Source organism: Pseudomonas sp. A2 (genome assembly GCF_023100865.1).
In the GTDB taxonomy this organism is placed as follows: domain Bacteria; phylum Pseudomonadota; class Gammaproteobacteria; order Pseudomonadales; family Pseudomonadaceae; genus Aquipseudomonas; species Aquipseudomonas asiatica.
This window is the reverse complement of the sequence record NZ_CP039127.1, coordinates 698185-722595: the sequence shown is the minus strand read 5'-3', so window position 1 is coordinate 722595 and position 24411 is coordinate 698185. Positions and strand designations below refer to the sequence as shown.

At 64.7% G+C, this 24411-nt stretch carries 16 protein-coding genes; 9 read left to right on the top strand and 7 right to left on the bottom strand.

The window, feature by feature from the left end:
• Positions 1–64: 64 nt before the first annotated feature.
• Positions 65–4966 (bottom strand): alpha-2-macroglobulin, encoded by a 4902-nt coding sequence (locus E5221_RS03390; RefSeq protein WP_247846858.1) that lies wholly within the window; start codon positions 4964–4966, stop codon positions 65–67.
• A gap of 249 nt (positions 4967–5215) precedes the next feature.
• Here E5221_RS03390 and E5221_RS03385 point away from each other — a divergent pair, with 249 nt between their 5' ends.
• The gene (locus E5221_RS03385) at positions 5216–6553 is read left to right on the top strand and encodes an MATE family efflux transporter (protein WP_247846857.1); all 1338 of its coding nucleotides are present in this window, start codon (positions 5216–5218) and stop codon (positions 6551–6553) included.
• Between the two features lie 81 nt (positions 6554–6634).
• Here the strand turns inward: E5221_RS03385 and E5221_RS03380 are convergent, their stop codons facing one another.
• The 5 genes from E5221_RS03380 to E5221_RS03360 form a co-directional block, all read right to left on the bottom strand.
• Complete coding sequence (locus E5221_RS03380; protein ID WP_015268818.1) at positions 6635–7090, bottom strand: transposase; 456 nt, start codon at positions 7088–7090, stop codon at positions 6635–6637.
• Between the two features lie 234 nt (positions 7091–7324).
• A complete protein-coding gene (speA, locus tag E5221_RS03375; protein ID WP_013970716.1) occupies positions 7325–9238 on the bottom strand; it encodes an arginine decarboxylase in 1914 nt (637 codons plus the stop codon).
• A gap of 151 nt (positions 9239–9389) precedes the next feature.
• Positions 9390–9761: a translation initiation factor Sui1 gene (locus E5221_RS03370; protein WP_003257057.1), complete on the bottom strand. Its 372-nt coding sequence runs from the start codon at positions 9759–9761 to the stop codon at positions 9390–9392.
• A 297-nt stretch (positions 9762–10058) separates the two neighbouring features.
• The gene (locus tag E5221_RS03365) at positions 10059–10595 is read right to left on the bottom strand and encodes an NUDIX hydrolase (protein ID WP_247847721.1); all 537 of its coding nucleotides are present in this window, start codon (positions 10593–10595) and stop codon (positions 10059–10061) included.
• A gap of 2 nt (positions 10596–10597) precedes the next feature.
• Positions 10598–11665, bottom strand: a complete 1068-nt coding sequence (locus E5221_RS03360; RefSeq protein WP_013970713.1) for a DUF2333 family protein — start codon at positions 11663–11665, stop codon at positions 10598–10600.
• 248 nt (positions 11666–11913) lie between these two features.
• Between E5221_RS03360 and E5221_RS03355 the strand changes: the two genes are divergently transcribed.
• The 6 genes from E5221_RS03355 (at position 11914) to accC (ending at position 20024) form a co-directional block, all read left to right on the top strand.
• Entirely contained in the window at positions 11914–13272 is a 1359-nt protein-coding gene (locus E5221_RS03355) for a diguanylate cyclase (protein WP_015268816.1), read from the top strand.
• Positions 13273–13500: 228 nt separating this feature from the next.
• Complete coding sequence (locus tag E5221_RS03350; RefSeq protein WP_247846856.1) at positions 13501–15462, top strand: methyl-accepting chemotaxis protein; 1962 nt, start codon at positions 13501–13503, stop codon at positions 15460–15462.
• A gap of 219 nt (positions 15463–15681) precedes the next feature.
• Positions 15682–17454, top strand: coding sequence for a protein-disulfide reductase DsbD (locus E5221_RS03345; protein ID WP_247846855.1), 1773 nt, complete (start codon positions 15682–15684; stop codon positions 17452–17454).
• A gap of 179 nt (positions 17455–17633) precedes the next feature.
• Complete coding sequence (gene aroQ, locus E5221_RS03340; protein WP_003255330.1) at positions 17634–18089, top strand: type II 3-dehydroquinate dehydratase; 456 nt, start codon at positions 17634–17636, stop codon at positions 18087–18089.
• Between the two features lie 100 nt (positions 18090–18189).
• Positions 18190–18651, top strand: coding sequence for an acetyl-CoA carboxylase biotin carboxyl carrier protein (gene accB / locus E5221_RS03335; protein ID WP_247846854.1), 462 nt, complete (start codon positions 18190–18192; stop codon positions 18649–18651).
• Between the two features lie 17 nt (positions 18652–18668).
• Positions 18669–20024, top strand: a complete 1356-nt coding sequence (gene accC, locus E5221_RS03330) for an acetyl-CoA carboxylase biotin carboxylase subunit (protein ID WP_003257054.1) — start codon at positions 18669–18671, stop codon at positions 20022–20024.
• A 181-nt stretch (positions 20025–20205) separates the two neighbouring features.
• Here accC and E5221_RS03325 read toward each other — a convergent pair whose 3' ends face one another.
• Positions 20206–22059: a sigma-54-dependent Fis family transcriptional regulator gene (locus tag E5221_RS03325; protein ID WP_247846853.1), complete on the bottom strand. Its 1854-nt coding sequence runs from the start codon at positions 22057–22059 to the stop codon at positions 20206–20208.
• A 282-nt stretch (positions 22060–22341) separates the two neighbouring features.
• Here E5221_RS03325 and E5221_RS03320 point away from each other — a divergent pair, with 282 nt between their 5' ends.
• Together E5221_RS03320 and E5221_RS03315 are read left to right on the top strand one after the other, a co-directional pair.
• On the top strand, positions 22342–23397 hold the full coding sequence (locus tag E5221_RS03320) for an NAD(+)/NADH kinase (RefSeq protein WP_039614649.1): 1056 nt from the start codon (positions 22342–22344) through the stop codon (positions 23395–23397).
• A 22-nt stretch (positions 23398–23419) separates the two neighbouring features.
• The gene (locus E5221_RS03315; protein WP_015268810.1) at positions 23420–24397 is read left to right on the top strand and encodes a thiamine pyrophosphate-dependent dehydrogenase E1 component subunit alpha; all 978 of its coding nucleotides are present in this window, start codon (positions 23420–23422) and stop codon (positions 24395–24397) included.
• Positions 24398–24411: the final 14 nt, after the last annotated feature.

Sequence of the window (24411 nt, the reverse complement as noted above, 5' to 3'; positions counted from 1 at the left end):
AAGCCATGCTCCATCCTGTGGGAGCTGGCTTGCCGGCGATGAGGCCGGTAAAGGCGACAAAATTCTAGCGGGCTTTTACGGTCATCTCCCCTTGCCCATCCCCCACGGCCTGCAGGTTTGGCCGGTACATCGATTCAACCTGCGGCGGCGGCACGCGATAGGTGCCCGGGGTCACCGCCCGAGCCAGATACAGCAGGTGGGTGGTGCCGTAGCTGTCCAGCTTGAGCGCGGCGACGTAACGATCATCGCGATACTCCTGGTGCACCACGCTGGCGTTCTGCATCGATTCGCGCCATTCCTTCACCGCACTGCTGGCGTTTTCCAGGCTGGCGGCACTTTGCGCCAGGTTCTGGTTTTCCAGCTCCAGGCCCGCCGGTAACAAGTCCACCACCAGCGCATCCGGCACCCGGTCTTCAGCCTTGAGCGCCAGGTGCACCAGCACCAGGTCTCCGCTGCGCAGGTTATGCAGGTCCAACGGCTGGCCATTCATGCCCAGGTACTCACGGCGGATCTGCATGCCGTTGCCACCGGCCGCAGGCGCCTGGCGTGGGTAACCCGACAAGGTCAGTTGCTGGTACAGCGTCTCGCTGCCTTGGTTCTGCACACTAAGCGGCGAAGCCAGCAACGGGCCTTCGAGCTTCATGCCAGACTCGGCATTGTTGAACTCGCGCACTTCACCCGCGCTGTCCAGGCGCGCCTGCCACTGGCCTTCCGGTTTGCCCAGCAGGCCACGGCCGGCCAGGAACAGTGCATTGCGCTCCTGGGTCGACAGCCAGCGGTTGGCCGCCAGTTCATCCGACAGGGCGAACAGGCGCTGGTCGACCTGGCGGCTGGCCAGGTTGCTTTCCTGCAGCAGCGCCAGGATCAGTGCCTGGTCGCGCAGGGCGCTACCATAGTCGGCCATCCAGCCTTTACCGCGGCTGATGCCCAGGCCTGCCTGCAGGGCCTGCTCGGCACGCGGCTTGTCGCCCATCTTGTCCAGCGCCACCGCCAGTTGCACCAGTGGCAGGCCAGAGCGGGCGTCGGCGCGGCGTTCGAACAGGCCACGCAGGGCACCCAGGGGCGCCTGCTGGCTGCGCGACAGCACCAATGCCGCATAGGCCTGCACGGCGAAGCGGGTGTGTTCGGCGTTCTCGCTGTAGTCGACTTCGATCAGGTTGCGCTCCTGCAGGTAGCGCAGCAGGCGCTCGCTGGCCTTCTTCAGCGCTTCGGCGGGCACACCATAGCCTTGGTCACGGGCGCGCAGCAGGAAGTCGGTGACATAGGCGGTCAGCCAGTATTCTTCCTCGCTGTCCGAGCTCCACAGGCCGAAGCTGCCGTTGTAACGCTGCATGCCCAGCAGGTGCTCGATACCCATCTCGATCTTGCGCTTGCGCACATCGGCAGGCTCGCCCTTGATGCCCAGGCGCTTGAGGCTGTCGGCATCGGCGTACAGCGACGGGTAGAGGCCGCTGGTGGTCTGCTCCAGGCAACCGTAGGGGTAGGCTTCGAGGGCACGGATCTGCTCGGCCAGGTTCAGCGGTGGCCGGCTCGACAAGGCCAGGCTGGCTTCAAGCCCGGCGGGTTCGAAGGCGGCCAGGTCTGCTTCAGGCAGGGTCCATGGCTGGTCCTTCAATGCCACGCGGTAGTGCTTGAGCATCGCCGGGTAGGCCGGGCGCACGCCCAGCGTCCACTCGCGTTCGAACGCGCCGGTCGGCTCGTTCGGCAGCTGCAGGCCAGTGACCCGCACATGCACCTTGCCCTGGCCCAGGCCACCCTGGGCCTGTACCGGGATCATCAGCGTCGAGCGCTGGCCTTCAGCCAGGCCAACGTTCTGCACGGCGTTGGCCGCCAGGCTCAGCTGCCCTTCGGTGCTGATTTCAACGTTCAGCTGCTGGGCACGGCCCGACAGGTTGGCCAGGTCCAGCGCCAGGCTGGTGCGGTCGCCACCGGCCAGGAAACGCGGTGCCGAGAGCTCGGCGATCAGCGGCGCGGCGACCACGGTCTTGCCTTCGGCCATGCCGAACTGTTCCTCGGTCCAGGCCTGGGCCATCAGCCGCAGTTCGCCATTGAAGTCGGGGATATCGACCGTGGCCTGGCCCTCGCCCTTGTCGTCCAGGGTCACCGGCAGGCTCTGCTGGGCGACGATGGTCACCGTGGTGTTGGGGCGCTTGCCACCCTTGGCCATCGCTGCGTCACCGCCAAATGCCAGGCTGGCCAGGCGACCCTGTCCGGCTTCGATCAACTGGCCGTAGATATCCAGCTGGTCAGCACCGTAAGCCTTGCGCCCGAACAGGCTGGCGAACGGGTCGGGGGTCTTGAAGTCGGTGATGTTGAGGATGCCCACGTCCACCGCCGACAACAGCACATGCACCTGTTTCGGCACGCTGCCATCGGCATTTTCAGCCTTGACCTTCACGGTCAGCGGCTGTTTCGGGCGCATTTTCTCCGGCGCCTGCAGGCTCACCGCCAGCTTGCGTTCGGCGCGGTTCAGCGGCAGGTGCAGCACGCCCACCGCGCGTTTCGGCGTGGCGTTGGCCTTGCGCTCACCCGGGCGGATCACCAGCGCGCTGATGTACAGATCGTGGCGGGCCCACTGCTTGTCCAGCTGCACGTCGAACGTCTTGCCCTCGGCGGGCACGTCGATCTCCTGCCACCACAGCGGGCCATCGCTGGACTCGATCATCAGGTAGCCACTGCCGGCTGCGGGCGGGGTGACGGTGACCTTGGCGGTAGCGCCGTCGGCGTAGGCCGGTTTGTCCAGCGCCAGCTTGACCTGGTCCGGCCGCACCGCGCCGCCTTCGGCGTTGTCCTGGGCGCGGTAGCCAGCCCAGAAGCGCGCGCTGGACACCAGGCCCGTCTCCGGATCCTCCACCTCGACACGGTACGGGCCCCATTCCACCTGGAAGCTCAGCTTGGCGGTGGAGCCGGCCTTGACGCTGACGGTCTCTTCGCTCTGGGTAAGGAATTTCTCGTTGTAGGCGTAGCTCCAGCCATCGCTCTGCGAGTAGTTCCAATAGTAGTCACGGCGCTCGCGCACCAGCCGCACCTTGAGGTCGTTGGCCGCCAGCTTCTTGCCGTTGCGGTCGGCCACCAGGAACTCGAACTCCACCGGCCCGTCACTGTCGGTTTCCTCGCCGTCGAACAGGCCACGCAGGCCCGGCAGGCGCTCGGCCGGCCAGATGGGTTGCTCCAGGCGGCGGGTAATCGGCCGGCCACCGGACTCCTGCAGGCTGGCCTGCACGGTCAGTTGCAGCGGCGAGCGGGCTTCGGCCCAGCGGCTTTCGATATCGACCACGGCCTTGCCGGCCTGGTCGAGGGTGACTTCGTCCAGCTCCAGGTCCTGGTTCAGCTCGGTTTCGGTGACCGAGCCGAACTGGTAGCCAGGCAGCGCCGGTACCGCCTCGCGCAGCGGGCGAACATAGGCCTGGCCGCTCAGGCGGTTGCCGGCAGCCGGGGCGCCGTATAGGTAACGGCCATTGACCTGGATGCGCGCATCCTGATCCGGAGACAACGGTTTGCTGCTGCCCTTGAGTTCCAGCGCCAGGCGCTCGGGCAAGAAGTCTTCGACGAGAAATTCATACACCTGCTTGCGCCCGCCGCCCAGGTCGAGCAGCAGTTGCCAGCGGCCGGTCGGGGCCTCGCTGGCCAACTGCAGCTGGTATTGGTACAGGCCGTTGCCGTCGGCTTCCCAGACGAACTTGCGGCTGACCTGCTCATCCGGGCGACGCACTTCCACGCTCACTGGCTGCGCCTTGACCGGCTTGCCGTCCTGGTCGCGCAGCAGGCCGTTGAGCAACACCGTTTCCCCGGGGCGATACAGGTCACGCGGGCCGAAGATGAAGAACTGCAGCGGGTTGGCCTGCGGGCCGGTGATGTCGAACTCGGCCAGGTCCAGCGCCGCGCTGCTCAGGCGCAGCAGGGTGGTGTGCACGCCCTGGGTGGCGATCAGGGTGTCGGCCTTGGGCGTGATCGGCAGCTGGGCGTGGCCATCGCTATCGGTGCTGGCCTGGGCCAGCAGCTTGCCCTTGTCGTCATGGATTTCCAGGTTCACGCCGTTCATCGCCTTGCCACCTTCCAGGGCCTGGGCGAACACATCGAGGCGGTCGCGGTAGCGATGCGCGGACACACCGATGTCGCTGAGAGTGAACAGCGTCGCTGGTTGCGAGTAGTCGTAGGTGCCCGAGGCACGCATCACCGCCAGGTACACGCCTGGCTCCTGCAGCGGCTTGATGCCGGCGATCGGCAGCAGCACGGTCTCGCGGGTGTTGCGTGCGGGGTTGAGGTCGAAGCGGCCGCTGTAGACCAGATCGGCCATGTCCAGGGTTTCCTTGGACTGGTAGTAGTACAGGCTGCTGTTGCGCCCCCAGTTGACCAGGAAGGTCGAGAGCATGTCCGGCTTCACGCGGAAGAACTCGACATCGACCTTGTCGACGTTGAGCGCGATCACCGGCAGCCCCTCGGCCAGGCGCGTGGGCAGCAGCGAACCGCGGCTGGCGAAGCCGATGGTCGGCTGCATGTCGCGGGTTTCCAGGCGGCTGATCGACTCGCTGTCCAGTTGCTTGCCATTGACCGCCAGCAGGCCCTTGTCGACGGTCAGCACCAGTTTGCGCTGCGGCTCCAGATGGCGCAGGCGCAGCTCCATCTGGTTGTCGGAGAGCTCCCAGGCGCCGTCGAGCTTGCCTTTGACGGTGTCGACCAGGTGCACTTTGCTGGCGAAGTCCTGTTTGGCATCCAGCGGCGCGGAGAAGCTGATCGACAGCGTCGCGGCGCCATCGAGCTGCACTTCGGAAACATCCAGCACCGTCAGCTCGCGGCCCTCGTAGCGTTTTCCGAGTTCGGCCTGGTCTTCGCGTTGGGGTGCCGGGGTGGCGACGGGCGCTGTGGCCGCCGGCTTTTCGGATGGCGCCGGCTTGTCCGGCGTCGAAGAGTCACAGGCACTGAGCAAAGCCAGCGCGCAGGCCAGCAACAATCCTTTGTTGAACATGGAGTAGAACTCTTTGGCAGCGTGTACGTGAGGGCAGCAACTATAGCGCAACTATGGTCGCGCGAATTGGCTGCATGGCCGGTACACTGCTGGCAATTTAGAAAAGCGGGGGCGCTTTGCGCCCCTTTCGCGACACAAGGTCGCTCCTACAGAGACCGCGGCAACCTGGAAGGCCTTGCGGCCCCTGTAGGAGCGACCTTGTGTCGCGAAAGGGCTGCGCAGCAGCCCCAGGATTCCCCAGGACACCCGATGACCTCACTGACCACCGACTGGCAGCACCGCCCCACCCACCACAAGGTCTGGGCCCTGGCCGCGCCGATGATCCTGTCCAATATCTCCGTGCCGCTGGTAGCCCTGGTCGACAGCACGGTCATCGGCCACCTCCCCCACGCCCACCAGTTGGGTGCCGTAGCCGTGGGCGCCACGCTGTTCACCTTCATGGTCGGCCTGATGGGTTTCCTGCGCATGGGCTCTACCGGCTTCGCCGCCCAGGCCGCCGGCCGAGGCGACGGTGCAGCGTTGCGCCAGGTACTGGTACAAGGGCTGCTGCTGGCGGTGGGCTTCGCTCTGCTGATCGGCCTGCTGGCCCTGCCCTTCAGTCAGCTGGCGCTGCACGCGATGGAACCCAGCGCGGCCCTGCAGCAAGCCACCGAAGACTTCTTCCATACCCGCTTGCTTGGCCTGCCCGCGGCACTGGCCAGCTACGCCCTGGTCGGCTGGTTCCTAGGCACCCAGAACGCCAGGGCGCCACTGGCCATCCTGCTGACCACCAACCTGCTGAACATCGCCTTGAACCTGTGGTTCGTGCTTGGCCTGGACTGGGGCGTGCTGGGTTCGGCGCGGGCGTCGGTGATCGCCGAATGGAGCGCCGCCCTGCTCGGCCTGGCCCTGACCCGCCCGGCCCTGCGCGCCTACCCGGGGCAGATCGTGTGGGCGGCGCTCAAGCGCTGGCAGGCCTGGCGGCCGCTGCTGGCGGTGAACCGCGACATCTTCCTGCGCAGCCTGGCGCTGCAACTGGTGTTCCTGCTGATCACCGTGCAAGGCGCTCGTCTGGGCGAAGCCACCGTGGCGGCCAATGCCCTGCTGCTCAACGGCCTGCTGCTGACTGCCTATGCGCTTGACGGGTTGGCGCACGCGGTAGAGGCCCTGTGCGGCCATGCCATTGGCGCCCGCGACCGCGACACATTGCGCCGCTCGCTGGTGGTGGCCTGTGGCTGGTCGCTGATCACCAGCCTGGGGTTTGCCGGGTTGTTCCTGCTGGGCGGGCACCTGTTCATCGATTTGCAGACCGACATCGAGAGTGTGCGGGCAGCGGCTTATCCGTACCTGCCGTACCTGGCATTGCTGCCATTGATTGCGGTGTGGAGCTATTTGCTGGATGGCTTGTTCATAGGCGCGACCCGGGCGCGGGAGATGCGTAATGCGATGTTGGTGTCGGTGGTGATTGCGCTGCCCTTGGGAGTGCTCATGAGTGGGTTTGGCAACCATGGGTTGTGGTTGGCGTTTCTCGGGTTCATGGGGTTGCGGGCGGTGACATTGGGGTGGGTGGGGTGGCGGTTGCAGGAAAAAGGTGAGTGGATTCAGTAATGCCGGGGCCGCTTTGCGGCCCATCGCGACGCAAGGCCGCTCCTACATGGAGACGGCCTGGTATCGCGATCACCTGCGGATTCACAGCCACACACAATCCCAATGTGGATAATCACCAGCCCGCCGCACCAGCCCAGCCCGAATGGGATTGGCGATGATGTAGCGGGCAGCGGCCTTTACATCCTCCTCCTTGCGCAGCGCCCGGTCGTAAAAGCCGGGTTGCCAGATGTGCTGTCGCTCGGCACCTGTACGGTAGAGCGCGCAACTGCTTCGCGACTTGAAGGCACACATGAGTTTGCCCAGGCTGGTCGGGCCGAGCTCGATCAGCCAATGCAAATGGTCCGGCATCAAGACCCAGGCCAGCGAACGGCAACTCCCCTCTCGATCACTCAGCCGCAATTGCTGAATGGCCGAACGCGCAAACCAGAGGTTCTCGAATAACGGGAGGCGATGGCGTGTGATGGTGGTTAGCAGGTAGAGCCGTCCTGGCTCTGAAAAGCGCCCTTGGCGCAAGCGATGGTTGCCGTGACGATCCATGTCGACTTCCTTTGAACATTGCATTCACAGGATAGGCGTGGCGATGAAATGCACCGCCGGTGGATCATTACCGAGTATGACGCGGTGAGGGCTGCGCCCTCAGATCGCGACACAAGGCCGCTCCTACAACAGCTCGCGCCGCGATTTCCCGCGAAACCGCAATTCCATGTGGTTTCGCGGCCCCCTGTAGGAGCGGCCTTGTGTCGCGATGGGCCGCAAAGCGGCCCCCGAGGATCACGACGACAAGTACGAAGACCGCGTCAACCCAAGGCGCAACGCATCCAGGTACTGGGTCCGCTCCCGCGCAGTGATCTTGGCGCTGGCCACCTTGTCACGGTAATGCGTCATCAACTCCTCCGGCGACAGGTGCACATAGCGCAGCATGTCTTCGATGGTGTCGTGGGTCTCGATACCGGCGTGGTACACGCTACCGTCGGCGTTCTGGTAGATGTTCACCGAGTCGGTGTCACCGAACAGGTTGTGCATGTCACCGAGGATTTCCTGGTAGGCACCAACCAGGAACACACCCAGCAAGTAGTCCTCGCCCTCCTTCACCGCATGCACCGGCATGCTGGTCTCGATGCTCTGCTCGTCGACGTACTGGTTGATCTTGCCGTCGGAGTCGCAGGTCAGGTCCTGCAGCACGGCACGACGCATCGGCTCTTCGTCCAGGCGGTGCAGCGGGATGATCGGCAGTACCTGGCCGATGGCCCAGGTGTCCGGCAGGCTCTGGAACACCGAGAAGTTGCAGATGTACTTGTCGGCCAGCTTGTCGTTCAGCTCGTCCAGCACCTGGCGGTGCGAGCGCTGGCGGGCTTTCAGCGAGTTGTGCAGGCGGCGGCACACGGCAAAGTAGCACTGCTCGGCCAGGGCCTTCTCGGCCAGGCTGATCTTGCCATCGGCATACTGCGCAGCCACGTCACCCATGTAGTGGGTGGCGCGCCAGTAGGTCTCGGTCACCATCTCGATATCGGTCGGGCCGAGCAGGTCGACCAGCCACTGCACGGTCTCGGGCAGGGCTTCCTTGTTCTCGATGGTCGGCACGTCGTCGTTGTGCTTCTCGACGTCGGTCACCTGGATCACCAGCATGGCGTGGTGGGCGGTCAGCGAACGGCCGCTCTCGGAGAAGATGTGCGGGTGCGGCAGGCCCTGCGCGTCGCAGAATTCCTTGAGCATGCCCACCACCACGCCGGCGTAGTCGTCCATGTCGTAGTTGATCGAGCTGGCATTGCGCGAATGGGTACCGTCGTAGTCCACGCCCAGACCACCGCCAACGTCGATATGGTCGACCGGCAGGCCCAGCGCACGCAGCTCACCGTAGTAACGGATGGCTTCCTTGAAGCCGTGTTGGTAGTCCGCCAGGTTGGCGATCTGCGAGCCCATGTGGAAGTGAAGCAGGCGGATACCTTGGTCCAGGCCGGCATCGCGGAAGCGCTGTACCACCGAAATCAGCTGGGCGGCGGACAAGCCGAACTTGGACTTCTCGCCACCGGTGTCGGCCCACTTGCTCGAGGCCAGCGACGACAGGCGCACGCGCAGGCCGACTTGCGGCTTGACCTTGAGCTCGGCGGCCTCGTCGATCACCAGGGCCACTTCCGACTCTTTCTCGATGACGATGAACACGTTGTGGCCGAGCTTCTGGCCCATCAGCGCCAGGCGGATGAACTCGCGGTCCTTGTAGCCGTTGCAGACGATGGTGCCACCCTTCGGCGCCAGCGCCAGCACTGCCAGCAGCTCAGGCTTGGAGCCGGCTTCCAGGCCAATGGAGACGTTCTGCGTGGCGATGATGTTTTCCACCACCGCTTCCTGCTGGTTGACCTTGATCGGGTACAGCGCGGTGTACTTGCTCTGGTATTCCAGGCGCGCGATGTTGGCATCGAAGGCGCCGGTCAGCTGGCGCACGCGGTCCTGCAGAATGTCGGGGAAGCGCACCAGCAATGGCAGCGACAGGCCGCTCTGGCGCAGTTCGTCGACCTGTTCGAACAGGTCGATCGGTGCGCTTTTGGGGCCGTTGGGGCGTACTTCGACGCGCCCGGCTTCATTGATGGCGAAATAACCAGCGCCCCAATGGCGGATGCCATAAACACTGCGGCTGTCGGCCACGGTCCATTGGCTACCATCGTCTTTGCGTGTGCGTCGTACGGACATTCAAGTCCCCTATAGATAAGTCGAAGACACTGCCCCGCAAGGAGGCGGGCGCAGTGTAAAAGCCAAAAATGACGATTCGTCCGTGCCCTGGATAGACCCTGGTCACGGCAACGAGTTTAGAAAGCACTGGGCAAAAAATCGCGTGGCCGCATCAGCCGCCGGATTTTTTCGCCTTGAAGCCCTGCTTGGTCAGCTCACCGATCAGCAGTTCGACATGGTCGCCCTGGATTTCGATGACCCCATCCTTCAGGGCGCCACCGGTACCACAGCGGCGCTTGAGGGTAGAGGCCAGCTCCTTGAGCTGATCGAGCGGCAGCGGCACGCCGGTGACGGTGGTCACGGTCTTGCCGCCGCGGCCCTTGCTTTCGCGGCGCACACGGGCAATGCCATCGCCTTCGGGGATGACCTGCTGCTTGCAGGTACAGGCATCCACCGGCTGGCTACAGTCGGGGCAGTGCCGACCGGTGTCGGTGGAGTAAACGAGACCGCCAAGGGCGGCGAAGGAAGAAGCTTTCTTGGCCACTTTTGTTCCTCTGTGCTGAGGACAAAAACTGGTCGGCCCCAGGGGGTTGAGCCCGACCGCGAAGCCCCACTCTGGCAGGGGCGGCGCTACTGCCACAAGACCTGCGGCAGCCCGAAAAGGGCGCGCAGTGTAACGATAAATCCCGCTGTTGCTAAGTACCGGAATGCGGCATTTTGCGAATGTTTTGCGACTATTCGCGGGCACGCCCGCTCCCACAGGCCCGACGCCGCTCTCGAACATTGCACTGTCCCTGTAGGAGCGGGCGTGCCCGCGAAAGGGCCGGCACTGCCAAAACAACTATCCCAGGCTGGCTTTATAGCGCTGCAACGCCGCCAACGAGTCCGGGCAATACGGCTTCGTCAGGCTTTCTTGCTCAGCCTGCTCCAGGCCAATGAACCGCGCCTCGATCACCTCTTCCGGCTGTAACCGCAATGGCGCATCCGACACCGCCGAATACACCGCACACCACAAGTGGTTATCCGGCTGGTCAAAGTAGAACCGCTCATGAAAACGCAGCTCCACACCGTCGATCCCCAGCTCCTCGGCCAGCTCCCGCGCCGCCGAATCGGCATACGACTCCCCGGCCGTCACCATGCCGCCTGCCGCCACATCCCAGTAACCCGGGTACAGCGCCTTGCTCAGGGTACGCCGGTGCACGCAAAGCTCACCGGCACTGTTGAACAGCAGAATGAACGTGCAACGCCCTATCAGGCCGCGCTCACGCAGTTCGGCCCGGGGCAAGGCACCCAGCACCCGGTCGGCTTCGTCCACCCAGGTGACCAGTTCTCGGTCGGAAGCCGCCCGGTGGGCGGCCTCGTTCGGGCTGATCGCCATCATCAACCCTGCGACAGCAGCTGACGCAGGTCGATGACCGCCGCGTTGGCCCGGGAAATGTAGTTGGCCATGACCAGTGAGTGGTTGGCCCACATGCCGAAGCCGCTGCCGTTGAGCACCATCGGGCTCCACAGGGCTTCCTGCGAGGCTTCCAGCTCACGGATGATCTGGCGCACGCTGACCGTGGCGTTCTTCTTCGCCAGCACGTCGGCAAAGTCCACCTCGATGGCGCGCAGCAGGTGCGACAGCGCCCAGGCCTGGCCACGGGCTTCGTAGAACACGTTGTCGATCTGCAGCCATGGGGTTTCCACCAGTTCCTCGTCCACCTGCGGCGCCTGGCCGGCGACCAGCGACTCGGTCTTCAGCGTGGTGTTGAGCTTGACCCGGCCAACGCTGGCCGACAGGCGCTGCGACAGCGAGCCCAGGCGGGTGGCCACGTCACCCAGCCAGTTATTCAGGTTGTCGGCACGGGTATAGAAGATTGCGCCCTTGTCGCCGGCAGCCAGACGGGTCTGGTAGCGGGTCAGCGACTTGATGCCCTCTTCGAACTCCGACTCGCTCGACGGCAGGATCCAACTCTTGTTGTCGAAGTTGAAACGCGGCTCGGCCTTGGCCAGGTCGGCGTCTTCGGTCGACTGCGACTGCGAACGGGCGAAGTCCTTGCGCAAGGCACGGGACAGGTCGCGCACCTGGACCAGCACGCCATATTCCCAGCTCGGCATGTTGTCCATCCACAGCCCTGGCGGGAAGCGGTCGTTGGAAATGTAGCCACCCGGCTTGTTCAGCAAGGTGCCGGCCACGGTCTTGAGGGTTTCGATAGTGGTGTAGCCCACCACCATCTGCTGGCCGGTACGCTCGGCTGCGGCCTGGGCGTTCTGCTGCACCGGGAACAGCTCCGGCTCCTGGCTCCAGTACCAGCCCAGGCCGATGCACACCAGCAGGTACAACCCGATCAGGGTCCCCAGGGCACGGCTCCAGAGGCCGCCAAGATAGCTACGGGCGGCGGCGCCACGGCCGTCGACACGCTCGCGGGGCTCGGCTTTGGCCTCGCGGTTTTTCCAGTCCAGCATGGCTTTGTCCTTAATCAGTCACGACGGTTCAGGGGCTTGGACCACAGGCCTGCGCCAGGGTGCCACGGCAAGCCCGCGTGGCAGCACTATAAAGCAGACACCGCCTTACGCATAAGCGACCAATCGGTCAGCAACTGAATATTCGTTCTGGCCGCTTTGTTGACGCAGGGCACTCACGCACCTGAAAAGAACTGCTAGCATAGAGCCATCATTGCCCCTGCACACCCCAACCTACAAGTAGCCAGGACATGAGCCAAGCAGCCGAGCCGAGCCCGCTGTGCCCCGCCCAACAGCTGACGCGTAGCGGCCTGCGCAAGGACGACCCGCTCGATCAGGTGCTGCTGCCGCCCCTGCGCAAGCCGGTGTACATCCTGCTGCAGGACCACGAGCGCGCCCAGCGCCTGGCCCAGCAACTGGAATTCTTTGGCCTGGTGGTGCAGGCGCTTGCCAGCGCTGCGGCGTTTCAGGCCTCGATCAGCGAATACCCGCCCTCGGCCATCATCATGGATGTCGACTTCAACGGTGCCGGCCAAGGCCTGCTGTTGGCTGCCCAGATGCAGCAGGGGCTGGCCCGACATATACCACTGCTGTTCTTCAGCCATCACGAAACCGACACCCCGACCCGCCTGGCCGCCGTGCGCGCCGGTGGCCAGGACTTCCTCACCGGCACCCTGGAAGCCTCCAGCCTGTTGGAAAAGGTCGAACTGCTGACCAATGCAACCCAGCACGACCCGTTGCGCGTACTGGTCATCGACGATTCACGCACCCAGGCGCTGTACACCGAGCGCGTGCTGGCCAGCGCCGGCATGATCACCCGCAGCCTGACCGACCCGATCCGCACCATGGCCGAGCTGGCTGACTTCCAGCCCGACCTGATCATCCTCGACCTGTACATGCCGGCCTGCACCGGCCCTGAACTGGCCAAGGTGATCCGCCACAGCGACCGTTATGTGAGCGTGCCGATCATCTATCTGTCTGCCGAAGACGACCTGGACAAGCAGCTGGATGCCATGAGCGAAGGCGGTGATGATTTCCTGACCAAGCCGTTTCGTTCTCGCCACCTGATCACCACCGTGCGCAACCGCGCCGCCCGCGCCCGGCACCTGAAGGCGCGCATGGTGCGCGACAGCCTGACCGGGTTGTACAACCACACCCACATCCTGCAATTGCTGGAAGACTGCAGCTTCCGCGCCCGTCGCGAGCAGCTGCCGTTGTGCTTTGCCATGCTCGACATCGACCATTTCAAGAAGATCAACGACCGCCACGGTCACCCCATGGGCGACCGGGTGATCAAGAGCCTGGCGCTGTTTCTCAAGCAGCGCTTGCGCAAGACCGATTTCATTGGCCGTTACGGCGGTGAAGAGTTCGCCATTGTGATGCCCAATACCGCGCTGGACGCGGCGCACAAGGTGCTGGACGAAATCCGCCGGCGCTTTGCCGAGATCCTCTACCCGGCGCAGCCACGGGACTTGCAGTGCACCTTCAGTGCAGGGGTGGTGCAGTTGGATGAGGGGCTGGATGCGCTGACCATGGCCAGTGCGGCGGACGAGGCGCTGTATCGGGCCAAGCATGCCGGGCGTAATTGCGTAGTCCGTGTGGAGCCTTGAGTTTCTTATAGCCTGCACTGGCCTCTTCGCAGCACAAGGCTGCTCCTACAGGTATCGCACGCTCTGTAGGAGCAGCCTTGTGCTGCGAATAGGCCAGTGTAGACGGTCACCAATAGAGGCACTGTGCCACTTTTTTATGGCGCCACCCCCCTGTCGTCATCACCCCGTCACAAAATCGCAATAACTTCAGCCACCGACCTCTCCCCTCCCCGCAGGAAGCTCGCGGCTATGCGCCTGAAGTGGCTGACCAATTTCAACACCCTGTTGCTGGTAACCGTGTGTATCGCCCTGGGCGCCACCTTGTGGTGGTCGCAACGGGCCCTGGAGCGCCCCTACCAGTTGATGGAGCGCTACCTGGGCCTGTCCCAGCAATTCCAGAACCAGGCGGCCCGCAACATCCAGGCGTACCTGGGCAGCGGCGATGCCCTGCGCCATGCCGCGGCGATGGAGGCCAACCAGCAGTTGCAGGCCGCGCTGGCCGAGTGGCCCAGCGAACTGGCCGACAAACTGCGCCCCAGCCTGGACAGCCTGCAGGCCTTTACCGCCGAGGAGCTACTGGCCGCCGGCAAGCTGGCTGGTGACCCGCAAGCCCTGCTGCTGCAAGCCGAGCGGGAACTGGGTGCCAACTTCGAACAACTGGCCGGCTACGCCCGCGACAGCGGCAGCGCCGACGCAAACCGCTACCTGGTGCCACTGCTCGACGCCACCGTGCACCTCGGTCGCCTGTCGCTGGCCCGGGACAAGCTGGTCAGCAGCGGCCGCCCGGAGCTGGCCGACGAAGTGGAGCGTGAGCTGCAGTTGATCCGTGTCCAGGCCCAGGCGATCGATGCCTTGCCCTTGCTCGGCGTAACCCGTAGCGCCGAGTCCGGTGCCGACGACTTCGCCGCGATGATGGGCCTGGAAACCCAGGCCAGCGCCCAGCAGGAAGACATTGCCGTCGGCCTCAAGCGCGAACTGCAGAGCCTGCTCGGCCGCTACCCGGCCGAGCTGCAGCGCACCCGCGAACAGATCGAGCGCCGCGTCGCTCTGGCTGCCAGCACCGGCCAACGCCTGGAGGCCGTGCAACAGGCCATTGCGGCACTGGAGCCCGAGGTACGCGGCCAGCATGCGAAAATTGCCGGCGAAGTGCGCATCATCCAGGGTCTGATGATCGGCCTGATCCTGCTTATCGCCCTGCTGATCGACACCTTGCAACGCCGCCTGGCGCGCACCCTGACCGGCCTGGCCCCGGCCCTGTCGCGCTGGGCCGAGGGTGACTTCGCCGAGGCCATCGCCCTGGGCAGGACCAACCGCGAACTGCGCGACATCCAGGAATCGCTCAACCGCCTGCGCCAGTATCTGGTAGAGCTGGTCGGCACCATCCGCCACAACGCCGAGCAGGTGGCTGGCAGCAGCCACGCCCTGGCCGGCATGAGCGCCGCCCTTCATGACGGCGCCGAACGCCAGGCCGGCGACACCGGGCAGATCCGCGATGCTTTGGGTGAACTGGAAGCGACCATCCAGCAAGTGGCCAGCGACGCCAGCGCCGCAGCCGACGCCAGCCGCGATGCCGGGCGTGCAGTGGAGCAGGGCCAGGCGGTGATCGGCCAGAGCCTGTCGGGCTTGCGTGAGTTGGTCGACGAGGTGCAGGGCAACGCCCGCATGATCGAGCAACTGGCGGAGGAGTCGGCCACCATCGGCGGCGTCCTGACGGTGATCCGCTCGATTGCCGAGCAGACCAACCTGCTGGCGCTGAATGCCGCGATCGAAGCGGCCCGCGCCGGTGAGATGGGCCGTGGTTTTGCCGTGGTGGCCGATGAGGTGCGTTCGCTGGCACAGCGCACCACCGGGGCGACCGGCGAGATTCAGGCACTGATCGACCGCTTGCAGCAGGCAGCCAGAAGCTCGGTAGCCGGGATGCGTGCGCAGCTTGAGCATGCCGAGGCCACGGCCAACCAGGCCCAGGCGGCGGACGGGGCGCTGGACGAGATCGTCTGTGCCATTCGCACCATTTCGGACACTGCGGTGCGGATTGCCGATGTCACGGCGCAGCAGAGTGGTGCCGTGAGTGAGATTCGCGACCACAGCGAGCGGATTCATGAGCTGGGTGAGGACAACCTGCAGCGCATTGGCGAGGGGCGAGAGCAAGGCGAGCAGTTGCTGAGCCTGGGTGGTGAACTGAACCGGGCGGTGCGGGCCTTCAGAGTCTAGGTTGGCCTGTACCGGCCTCTTCGCGGGCATGCCCGCTACCACAGGGATAGCGCATGGCTTGAGGTTCATGCGGACGAGGTGGGAGCGGGTTTACCCGCGAAGAGGCCGACACAGGCAGCACATGAGCCAGCGGCCATGTGTCGCCCCCGCCACCAGCATGGCCCCAACCCGCACCAACTCCGCTATCATGCCCAGCACGTTCCACCTCGCGAGTCCGCCATGCGCCGCCTGTTTTTCCTGCTGTTCCTGCTGCTGGCCAGCCCTGCCTTCGCCACGGGCCTGCTCGACAACCGCCCCAGCGCCACCCTCGGCGCAGCTTCGCTGGCCAACAACGCCGACTTCCTGCCGGTACACGAAGCGTTCAAGCTCAGCCTGGTCCAGGCCGATGCGCAAACCATCAAGCTGCGCTTCGTCGCAACCGACGGCTACTACCTCTATCGCCACCGTTTCCAGTTCCGCACCGAACCGGCCGACATTGCCCTGGGCACACCAAGCATCCCCAAGGGCGAGGCCAAGCACGATGAGTTCTTCGGCGATGTCGAGGTGTACCACGGCGTGCTCGATATCGAGCTGCCGCGCAATGACCCGCGCGCCTTCACCCTGCTGGTGGGCTACCAGGGCTGCGCCGACAAAGGCCTGTGCTACCCGCCAGAAACCGCAGGCCTGAACATCGATGGCGAAGGCGGCAAAAGCATCCCGGCCGGCGGTGAACACGCCTGGACCTGGAAGTCGCTGCTGCTGTTCTTCCTCGCTGGGGTCGGCCTGACGTTCACCCCCTGCGTTCTGCCGATGCTGCCGATCCTTTCCGGCGTGGTGCTGCGCGGCCAGGCCGGCGGCCTGCGCGGGCTGGCGCTGTCGCTGGCCTATGTGCTGCCGATGGCGGCCAGCTTTGCGGTACTCGGTGCGTTGATGGGGTTGTTCGGCGCCGGCCTGAACCTGCAGGCGCGCCTGCAGTCGGCCTGGGTACTGGTGCCCTTCGCGCTGTTTTTCGTGGTATTCGCCCTGGCCATGTTCGGCCTGTTCGAACTGAAACTGCCGCAAGCCCTGAGCAACCGCCTGAACAATGTCGCCAGCCACACCCGGGGCGGCTCGCTGCTGGGCGCGGCAATACTGGGCGTACTCTCCAGCCTGCTGGTTTCGCCCTGTGTGTCGGCGCCGCTGGCCGGTGCGCTGCTGTACATCAGCGCCAGCGGCGATGCCCTGGGCGGCGCATTCAAGCTGTTCGCCCTGGGCCTGGGCATGGGCGCACCATTGCTGCTGGTGGCCACCGGTGGCGCGGCCTGGCTGCCGAAAAGCGGCCCCTGGCTGAATACGGTGAAGAATGCCATCGGCGTCCTGCTGCTGGGCTTGGCCATCGGCTTGCTCAGCCGAGTGCTGCCAGGCCCGCTGACTTTGCTGCTGGTCGGCTTCCTCGCCGCTGGCGTGGCGCTGTTCCTCGGTGCCCTCGAGTTCGTCGTCAAGACCGCACGCCAGCGCCTGGCCCAACTGCTCGGCCTGGCCCTGCTGGTATACGCCCTGGCCTGCTGGTACGGCGCCCTCAGCGGCCAGGGCGACCCCCTGCGCCCGCTGCCGCCGGCAACCCTTGTGGCCACCGGCAACGGGCCGGCGGTGCAGGCGGATAGCTGGCAGACGATCACTACCCCCGCTGCACTGGACGCTGCCCTGGCCCAGGCCAAGGCAGCCGGCCAGCCGGTGCTATTGGACTGGTACGCCGATTGGTGCATCAGCTGCAAAGTGATCGAACGCGAGGTGCTCACCGCGCCGCAGGTGCAAGCGCAACTGGCCGGCTTCAAGCTGCTGCGTTTTGACATCACCGAAAGCAATGCCGAACAACGCAGCCTGCTCGATCGCTACCAGCTGTTCGGCCCGCCCGCCCTGCTGTTCTTTGCCGCGAACGGTAGCGAAATAACCGCTGATCGGGTCATTGGCGAGATAAATGCCGGTGAATTTGCGCAAATTCTCACACGCGTGCGCGGCAAAGTCGGTCTATAACTTCCCGCGAGCTGTGAAAAATCCAGAAATCAGTGACCAAATTTAATTATTTGGTCACATACTTCGCGCGAACCTCGGACATCGTGCTGGCTATTGCCGGGAACTGGACACTTGCCGTCGCTTTACGGCACACTCGCCGCGCTGTGTCGAATTGCCCTACAAATCCAAGGAATCCGCAGATGGCAACGCTACTGGTGCTCCACGGCCCCAACCTCAACCTGCTCGGTACCCGCGAGCCTGGCCACTACGGCGCCGTGACCCTGGCCCAGATCAACCAGGACCTGGAGCAACGTGCCCGCGCCGCAGGCCACCATCTGCAGTACCTGCAGAGCAATGCCGAATACGAACTGATCGACCGCATTCACGCCGCACGCAACGAGGGTGTGGACTTCATCCTGATCAATCCGGCTGCTTTCACCCACACAAGCGTCGCATTACGTGACGCATTGCTTGCGGTGAGCATCCCATTCATCGAAGTGCACCTGTCCAACGTGCACAAACGCGAACCGTTCCGCCACCACTCCTACTTTTCCGATGTTGCCGTAGGGGTGATCTGCGGCCTGGGCGCCAGCGGTTATCGCCTGGCTCTGGAGTCCGCGCTGGAACAACTGGCTGCCAACGCACAGCCCAAATGATGAAAACCCTGGCCTCAGTGGGCCAGGGTTCGAGAGAAACGTTTCAGATACGTTTTTTTGTATTTCGCCCCCTGACCGAACCTTTGGGAGTTGATGATTAATGGATATCCGTAAAGTCAAGAAACTGATCGAGCTGCTGGAAGAGTCTGGCATCGACGAACTGGAGATCAAGGAAGGCGAAGAGTCGGTCCGTATCAGCCGTCACAGCAAGACCCCGGCTGCCCAGCAGTACTTCGCACCGGCTCCGGTAGCCGCCGCTCCTGTTGCTGCCCCGGTCGCCGCTGCCGCTCCGGCCACTGAAGCCGCTGCCGCCGCCCCGGCCCTGAAAGGCACCGTGATCCGCTCGCCGATGGTAGGTACCTTCTACCGCAAGCCTTCGCCGACCTCGCCGAACTTCGCTGAAGTTGGCCAGACCGTGAAGAAAGGCGACACCCTGTGCATCGTCGAAGCCATGAAGATGATGAACCACATCGAAGCCGATGTTGGCGGTGTCATCGACGCCATCCTGGTAGAAGACGGCCAGCCGGTTGAGTTCGACCAGCCGCTGTTCACCGTCGTTTGAATCGCGGAGAGCCAACGATGTCTGGGAAGCTCGAAAAAGTCCTGATCGCCAACCGCGGGGAAATTGCCCTGCGGATCCTGCGTGCCTGCAAAGAGCTGGGTATCAAGACAGTCGCCGTGCACTCCACCGCCGACCGTGAACTGATGCACCTGGGCCTGGCAGACGAGTCGGTCTGCATCGGCCCTGCATCGTCCAAGGATTCCTACCTGCATATCCCGGCAATCATCGCTGCCGCCGAAGTGACCGGCGCCACCGCGATTCACCCGGGCTACGGCTTCCTGGCGGAAAACGCCGACTTCGCCGAGCAGGTGGAAAAATCCGGTTTCGCCTTCATCGGCCCGAAAGCCGACACCATTCGCCTGATGGGCGACAAGGTTTCGGCCAAGGACGCGATGATCAAGTCGGGCGTACCGACCGTACCGGGCTCCGATGGCCCGCTGCCGGAAGATGAAGAAGTCGCCCTGGCGATTGCTCGTGACGTCGGGTACCCGGTGATCATCAAGGCCGCCGGTGGCGGTGGTGGTCGCGGCATGCGTGTGGTGCACAAGGAAGAGGACCTGATTTCCTCGGCCAAGCTCACCCGTACCGAAGCCGGTGCAGCCTTCGGCAACCCGATGGTCTATCTGGAGAAGTTCCTGACCAACCCACGCCACGTGGAAGTACAGGTACTGTCCGACGGCCAAGGCAACGCCATTCACCTGGGTGACCGTGACTGCTCGCTGCAGCGCCGTCACCAGAAGGTACTGGAAGAAGCGCCAGCCCCGGGCATCGACGAGAAAGCCCGTCAGGAAGTGTTCAAGCGCTGCGTCGATGCGTGCATCGAGATCGGCTACCGTGGTGCGGGTACTTTCGAGTTCCTGTACGAGAACGGCCGCTTCTACTTCATCGAGATGAACACCCGCGTGCAGGTTGAGCACCCGGTGTCGGAGATGGTGACCGGTATCGACATCGTCAAGGAGATGCTGAGCATCGCCGCTGGCAACAAGCTGTCGTTCCGCCAGGAAGACGTGGTCATCCGTGGCCATGCGCTGGAATGCCGTATCAACGCCGAAGACCCGAAGAAGTTCATCCCGAGCCCAGGCAAGGTGAAGCACTTCCACGCCCCGGGCGGCAACGGCGTGCGTGTTGATTCGCACCTGTACAGCGGTTACTCGGTTCCGCCGAACTACGACTCGCTGATCGGCAAGCTGATCACCTATGGCAAGGACCGCGACGAAGCCATGGCGCGCATGCGCAATGCCCTGGACGAGATCGTCGTCGACGGCATCAAGACCAACATCCCGCTGCACCGCGACCTGGTGCGTGATGAAGGTTTCTGCAAAGGCGGCGTCAACATTCACTACCTCGAGCACAAACTGGCTAGCCAGGAGTGATCGCGTAGTGTGATGTACTGAAAACCCCGGACTTGTTCCGGGGTTTTTTATGGGTCACCGGTTTGGCAGAAGCCCTGTAGGAGCAGCCTTGTGCTGCGAAGAGGGCATTACTTCCCAAACAAATTTGTTGTTCATGCCGGCCCTTTCGCAGCACAAGGCTGCTCCTACAGGTCCGCGTGACTCAGCCCTTCATCCGCGGCATCTCGATGTGATGCTCATGCACCCGCCGGTACAAGGTTGCCCGCGATATTCCCAGAGCCCGCGCCGCATCGGCCGGCTTCCAGCGATGGCGGATCAGCGCATCCAGCAGCAACTGCCGGGCCGGGCAAGACATGCCGCCTTCAGCCGAAGCAACCACCTCGCCACGCACCTCCTGCGGCAGGTCCTGCATCTGCACCTGCCCGCCCTCACTCACCGCACAGGCATAGCGCAACACCTGCCGCAGCTGGCGCAAATTCCCCGGCCAGCGGTAAACCAGCAGCGCCTGCAGCGCATCATCCGCCAACACCACCTCGACTCCGCAGGCCTCGGCTTCCTCGGCCAGCAACTGGTGAATCAACCCCAAGCGGTCCTCACGCTCGCGCAGCGGCGGCAATTCGAAGCGGGCATTGGCCAGGCGGAAGTACAGGTCCTCACGAAAACGCCCATCCTCCACCATCGCCGCCAAATCGCGGTGGGTCGCGCAAATCACCTGAATATCCACCCGCTCCCGCCGCGCCGCGCCCAGCGGCGCCACTTCACCCTCCGCCAGCACGCGCAGCAACCGGGTTTGCAGGTTCAGCGGCATGTCACCGATTTCGTCGAGGAACAGCGTGCCGCCATCGGCCTGCTGCAACAGCCCCTGCATACCTTTGCTGGAAGCCCCGGTGAAGGCCCCGGCCACATAGCCGAACAGCTCGCTCTCGATCAGGCTTTCCGGGATGGCCGCGCAGTTCAGGGTGACGAACGGGCCATCGCGACGCAGGCTTTGCTGATGCAGCTGGCGGGCGAACACCTCTTTGCCAGCCCCCGTCTCGCCTTGCACAAGCACCGCCAGATTGCAGTCCTTGACCCGCGTGGCCAGGCGCAGATGCTGCTCGATACGGGCGTCCTGGGCCTGGCGCAACGGCTGCGCACGCTGGCGCTGGCGGGGTGCGCTGACCCGGCCGTACAGCCCGCCCAGGCCCGGCAGGCGTTGAGCGGACGATGCGTTCACGCGGCGCAACTGATCCATGTCGAACAGCTCGCCAATGTGCTCGGGCAAACGCCCCAGATGCTCCACCAGGCGCTGGCGCGCCAGGCTGTTGATCGCCTGCATACGGCCATCGCCATCCCAGGCCAGCAGGTAGTCGGGCTGGCTTTCCACATAGCCCGGCGTGCCATGGGCACGCATTACCCAATGGCCCTGGGCACTGTGCATGAAGAAGGCATTTTCGATCTCGCGCGCAGTCTGCTCGACCAATTGGCGGATCAGGTGCTGGCTGCGGCGGTCGTCCGGCGACTGCAAGGCCGAGACATCCACCACGCCCAGCAACTCGCCCAGCGGGTCGAACACCGGTGCCGCCGTACAGGTCAGGCCAATGAACGCAGCGCGGAAGTGGTCGCGCTTGTGCACCGTGACCGGCGCCTTGCTGGTCAACACCGCCGCCACGCCGCAGGTGCCCTCCTCGCCCTCCGACCAGCAGGTGCCCAGGTACAGCCCGGCCTTGCGGCAATCGTTGCGGATGGCCGACTCGACCCGGTAATCGATGGTGCGCCCCAAGGCGTCGGTGAGCAGCACGCAGTAGTCGGCACCGCGCACCCGCTCATGCAGGCGGGCCACGGCATCGCTGGCGATGCGCAGGAACAGTTCGGCGCGCTCGCGGCATTCGTTGAGCAGGCTTTGGGACAGGATGCGCGGCCCCTGCTGGGACCCGGGGTCGAGGCGGTACAGCTCCATGGAACGGCGCCATGAATCGAGGATCAGCGGTGGCACCGGCGCCTGCGGCAGGCGGTCGGCATTCTTCAGCACCCTGCTGACGCAGTCGACATGGGCTCGGGAGTTCGCGGCAAGCATTCAGGCCCTCCGGTTCTCGTTGCTGTTTTTATCGTTGTCCGGCCATTAAGCGCTTCCGGGCATGCCCCGACAAGCACTGCGTGATTACCGGCTGGCTTGAGACGCAGCGTCTCAGCGTCTCGGCCATGCCATACCTCGGCTGGCACCCGGCGTCTCGCCAACCCGGCCATACGTTCCGGCCAGAGCGCAACGAAACCGCTCTGCCCCGGTGATTTCAGCCAACCCAAGGAAAACTGGCACCGCGCTTGCTCCGGCACTGGCAAACAAGAAACGAGGTGCGCCATGCCGCTACCCGCCCCAACTGTCGGCATCATTGCCAACCCTGCCTCCGGCCGCGACCTGCGCCGCCTGACTGCCAATGCCGGGCTCTATTCGAGTACCGACAAGGCATCGGCGATCCAGCGCCTGCTCGCTGCCTTCGGTGCTACCGGCATCGGCCAGGTGCTGCTGCCCAGCGACATGACCGGCATCGCCGCTGCCGTGCTCAAGGCCAGCCAGGGCCCGGTCGCCCAGGACCAGCACTGGCCGGCCATCGAGATCCTCGACCTGCCGCTGACCCAGACCGTTGCCGATACCCGCCTGGCCACCCGGCGCATGGTCGAACGCGGCGTGGCGATGATTGCAGTGCTCGGCGGCGACGGCACCCACAAGGCAGTTGCTGCCGAGGCCGGTGACGTACCGCTGCTGACCTTGTCCACCGGCACCAACAATGCCTTCCCCGAACTGCGCGAGGCCACCAGCGCCGGCCTGGCCGGCGGCCTGCTTGCCAGCGGCCGGGTACCAGCCAGCATCGGCCTGCGCCGCAACAAGCGCCTGCTGGTGAAGGTGCCCGAACAACAGCTTGCCGAATGGGCACTGGTGGAGGTGGCGGTCTCGCCCCAGCGCTTCATCGGCGCTCGGGCACTGAGCCGCAGCGAAGACCTTTGCGAAGTCTTCGCCTGTTTCGCCGAACCCCATGCCATCGGCCTCTCGGCCCTGTGCGGCCTGTGGTGCCCGGTCTCGCGCCAGGACCCGCACGGTGCCTGGGTACGCCTGAACCCCGGTGCTGAACAAGCGCTGCTCGCACCACTGGCACCCGGCCTGCTGCAAGGCTGCGGCATCACCGCTAGCGGCGCCCTGACGCCCGGCGTAGCCCATCGTCTGAGCCTGGCCAGCGGCACCCTGGCGCTGGACGGCGAGCGCGAAATCGAATTCGCCGAGCATGACAGCCCCACCATCACCCTCGACCACCAAGGCCCATTGAGCGTGGACGTCGAGGCCGTACTGGCGCACGCCGCCCGCCATCACTTGCTGGCCGTGCCCCGTGGCCATCGGCTGCACCCTGCAACCCCGTGTTGAGACAACCCCGGAGAACAACAAGATGTCCAATCAACTCAGTACCGAACAACTGCTGCATGCCTATGAAGTGATGCGCACCATCCGCGCCTTCGAAGAACGCCTGCACGTCGAGTTCGCCACCGGCGAGATCCCTGGCTTCGTGCACCTGTATGCCGGCGAAGAAGCTTCCGCCGCTGGAGTCATGGCCCACCTGCGCGATAGCGACTGTATCGCCTCGACCCACCGCGGCCACGGCCACTGCATCGCCAAGGGTGTGGACGTGTACGGCATGATGGCCGAGATCTACGGCAAGAAGACCGGCGTGTGCGGCGGCAAAGGCGGTTCGATGCACATCGCCGACCTGGAAAAAGGCATGCTCGGCGCCAACGGCATCGTCGGTGCCGGCGCTCCGCTGGTGGCCGGGGCGGCGCTGGCGGCCAAGATCAAAGGCCGCGACGATGTATCGGTGGCCTTCTTCGGCGATGGCGCCTCCAACGAAGGCGCCGTGTTCGAAGCCATGAACATGGCCTCGATCATGAACCTGCCGTGCATCTTCGTGGCCGAGAACAACGGCTACGCCGAAGCCACCGCCTCGACCTGGTCGGTTGCCTGCGACCATATCGCCGACCGCGCGGCCGGGTTCGGCATGCCAGGTGTCACCATCGACGGTTTCGACTTCTTTGCCGTGTACGAGGCCGCCGGCGCTGCCATCGAACGTGCGCGTTCCGGGCAAGGCCCATCGCTGATCGAGGTCAAGCTCAGCCGCTACTACGGCCATTTCGAAGGCGATGCACAAACCTACCGCGCCCCCGACGAAGTGAAGAACCTGCGCGAATCCCGCGACTGCCTCATGCAGTTCCGCAACAAGACCACCCGCGCCGGCCTGCTCACGGCTGCGCAACTGGACGCCATCGACGCCCGCGTCGAGGACCTGATCGAAGACGCCGTGCGCCGCGCCAAGTCCGATCCCAAGCCACAGCCCGCCGACCTGCTCACCGACGTCTACGTCGCCTACCCCTGAGCCGCGGATTACAA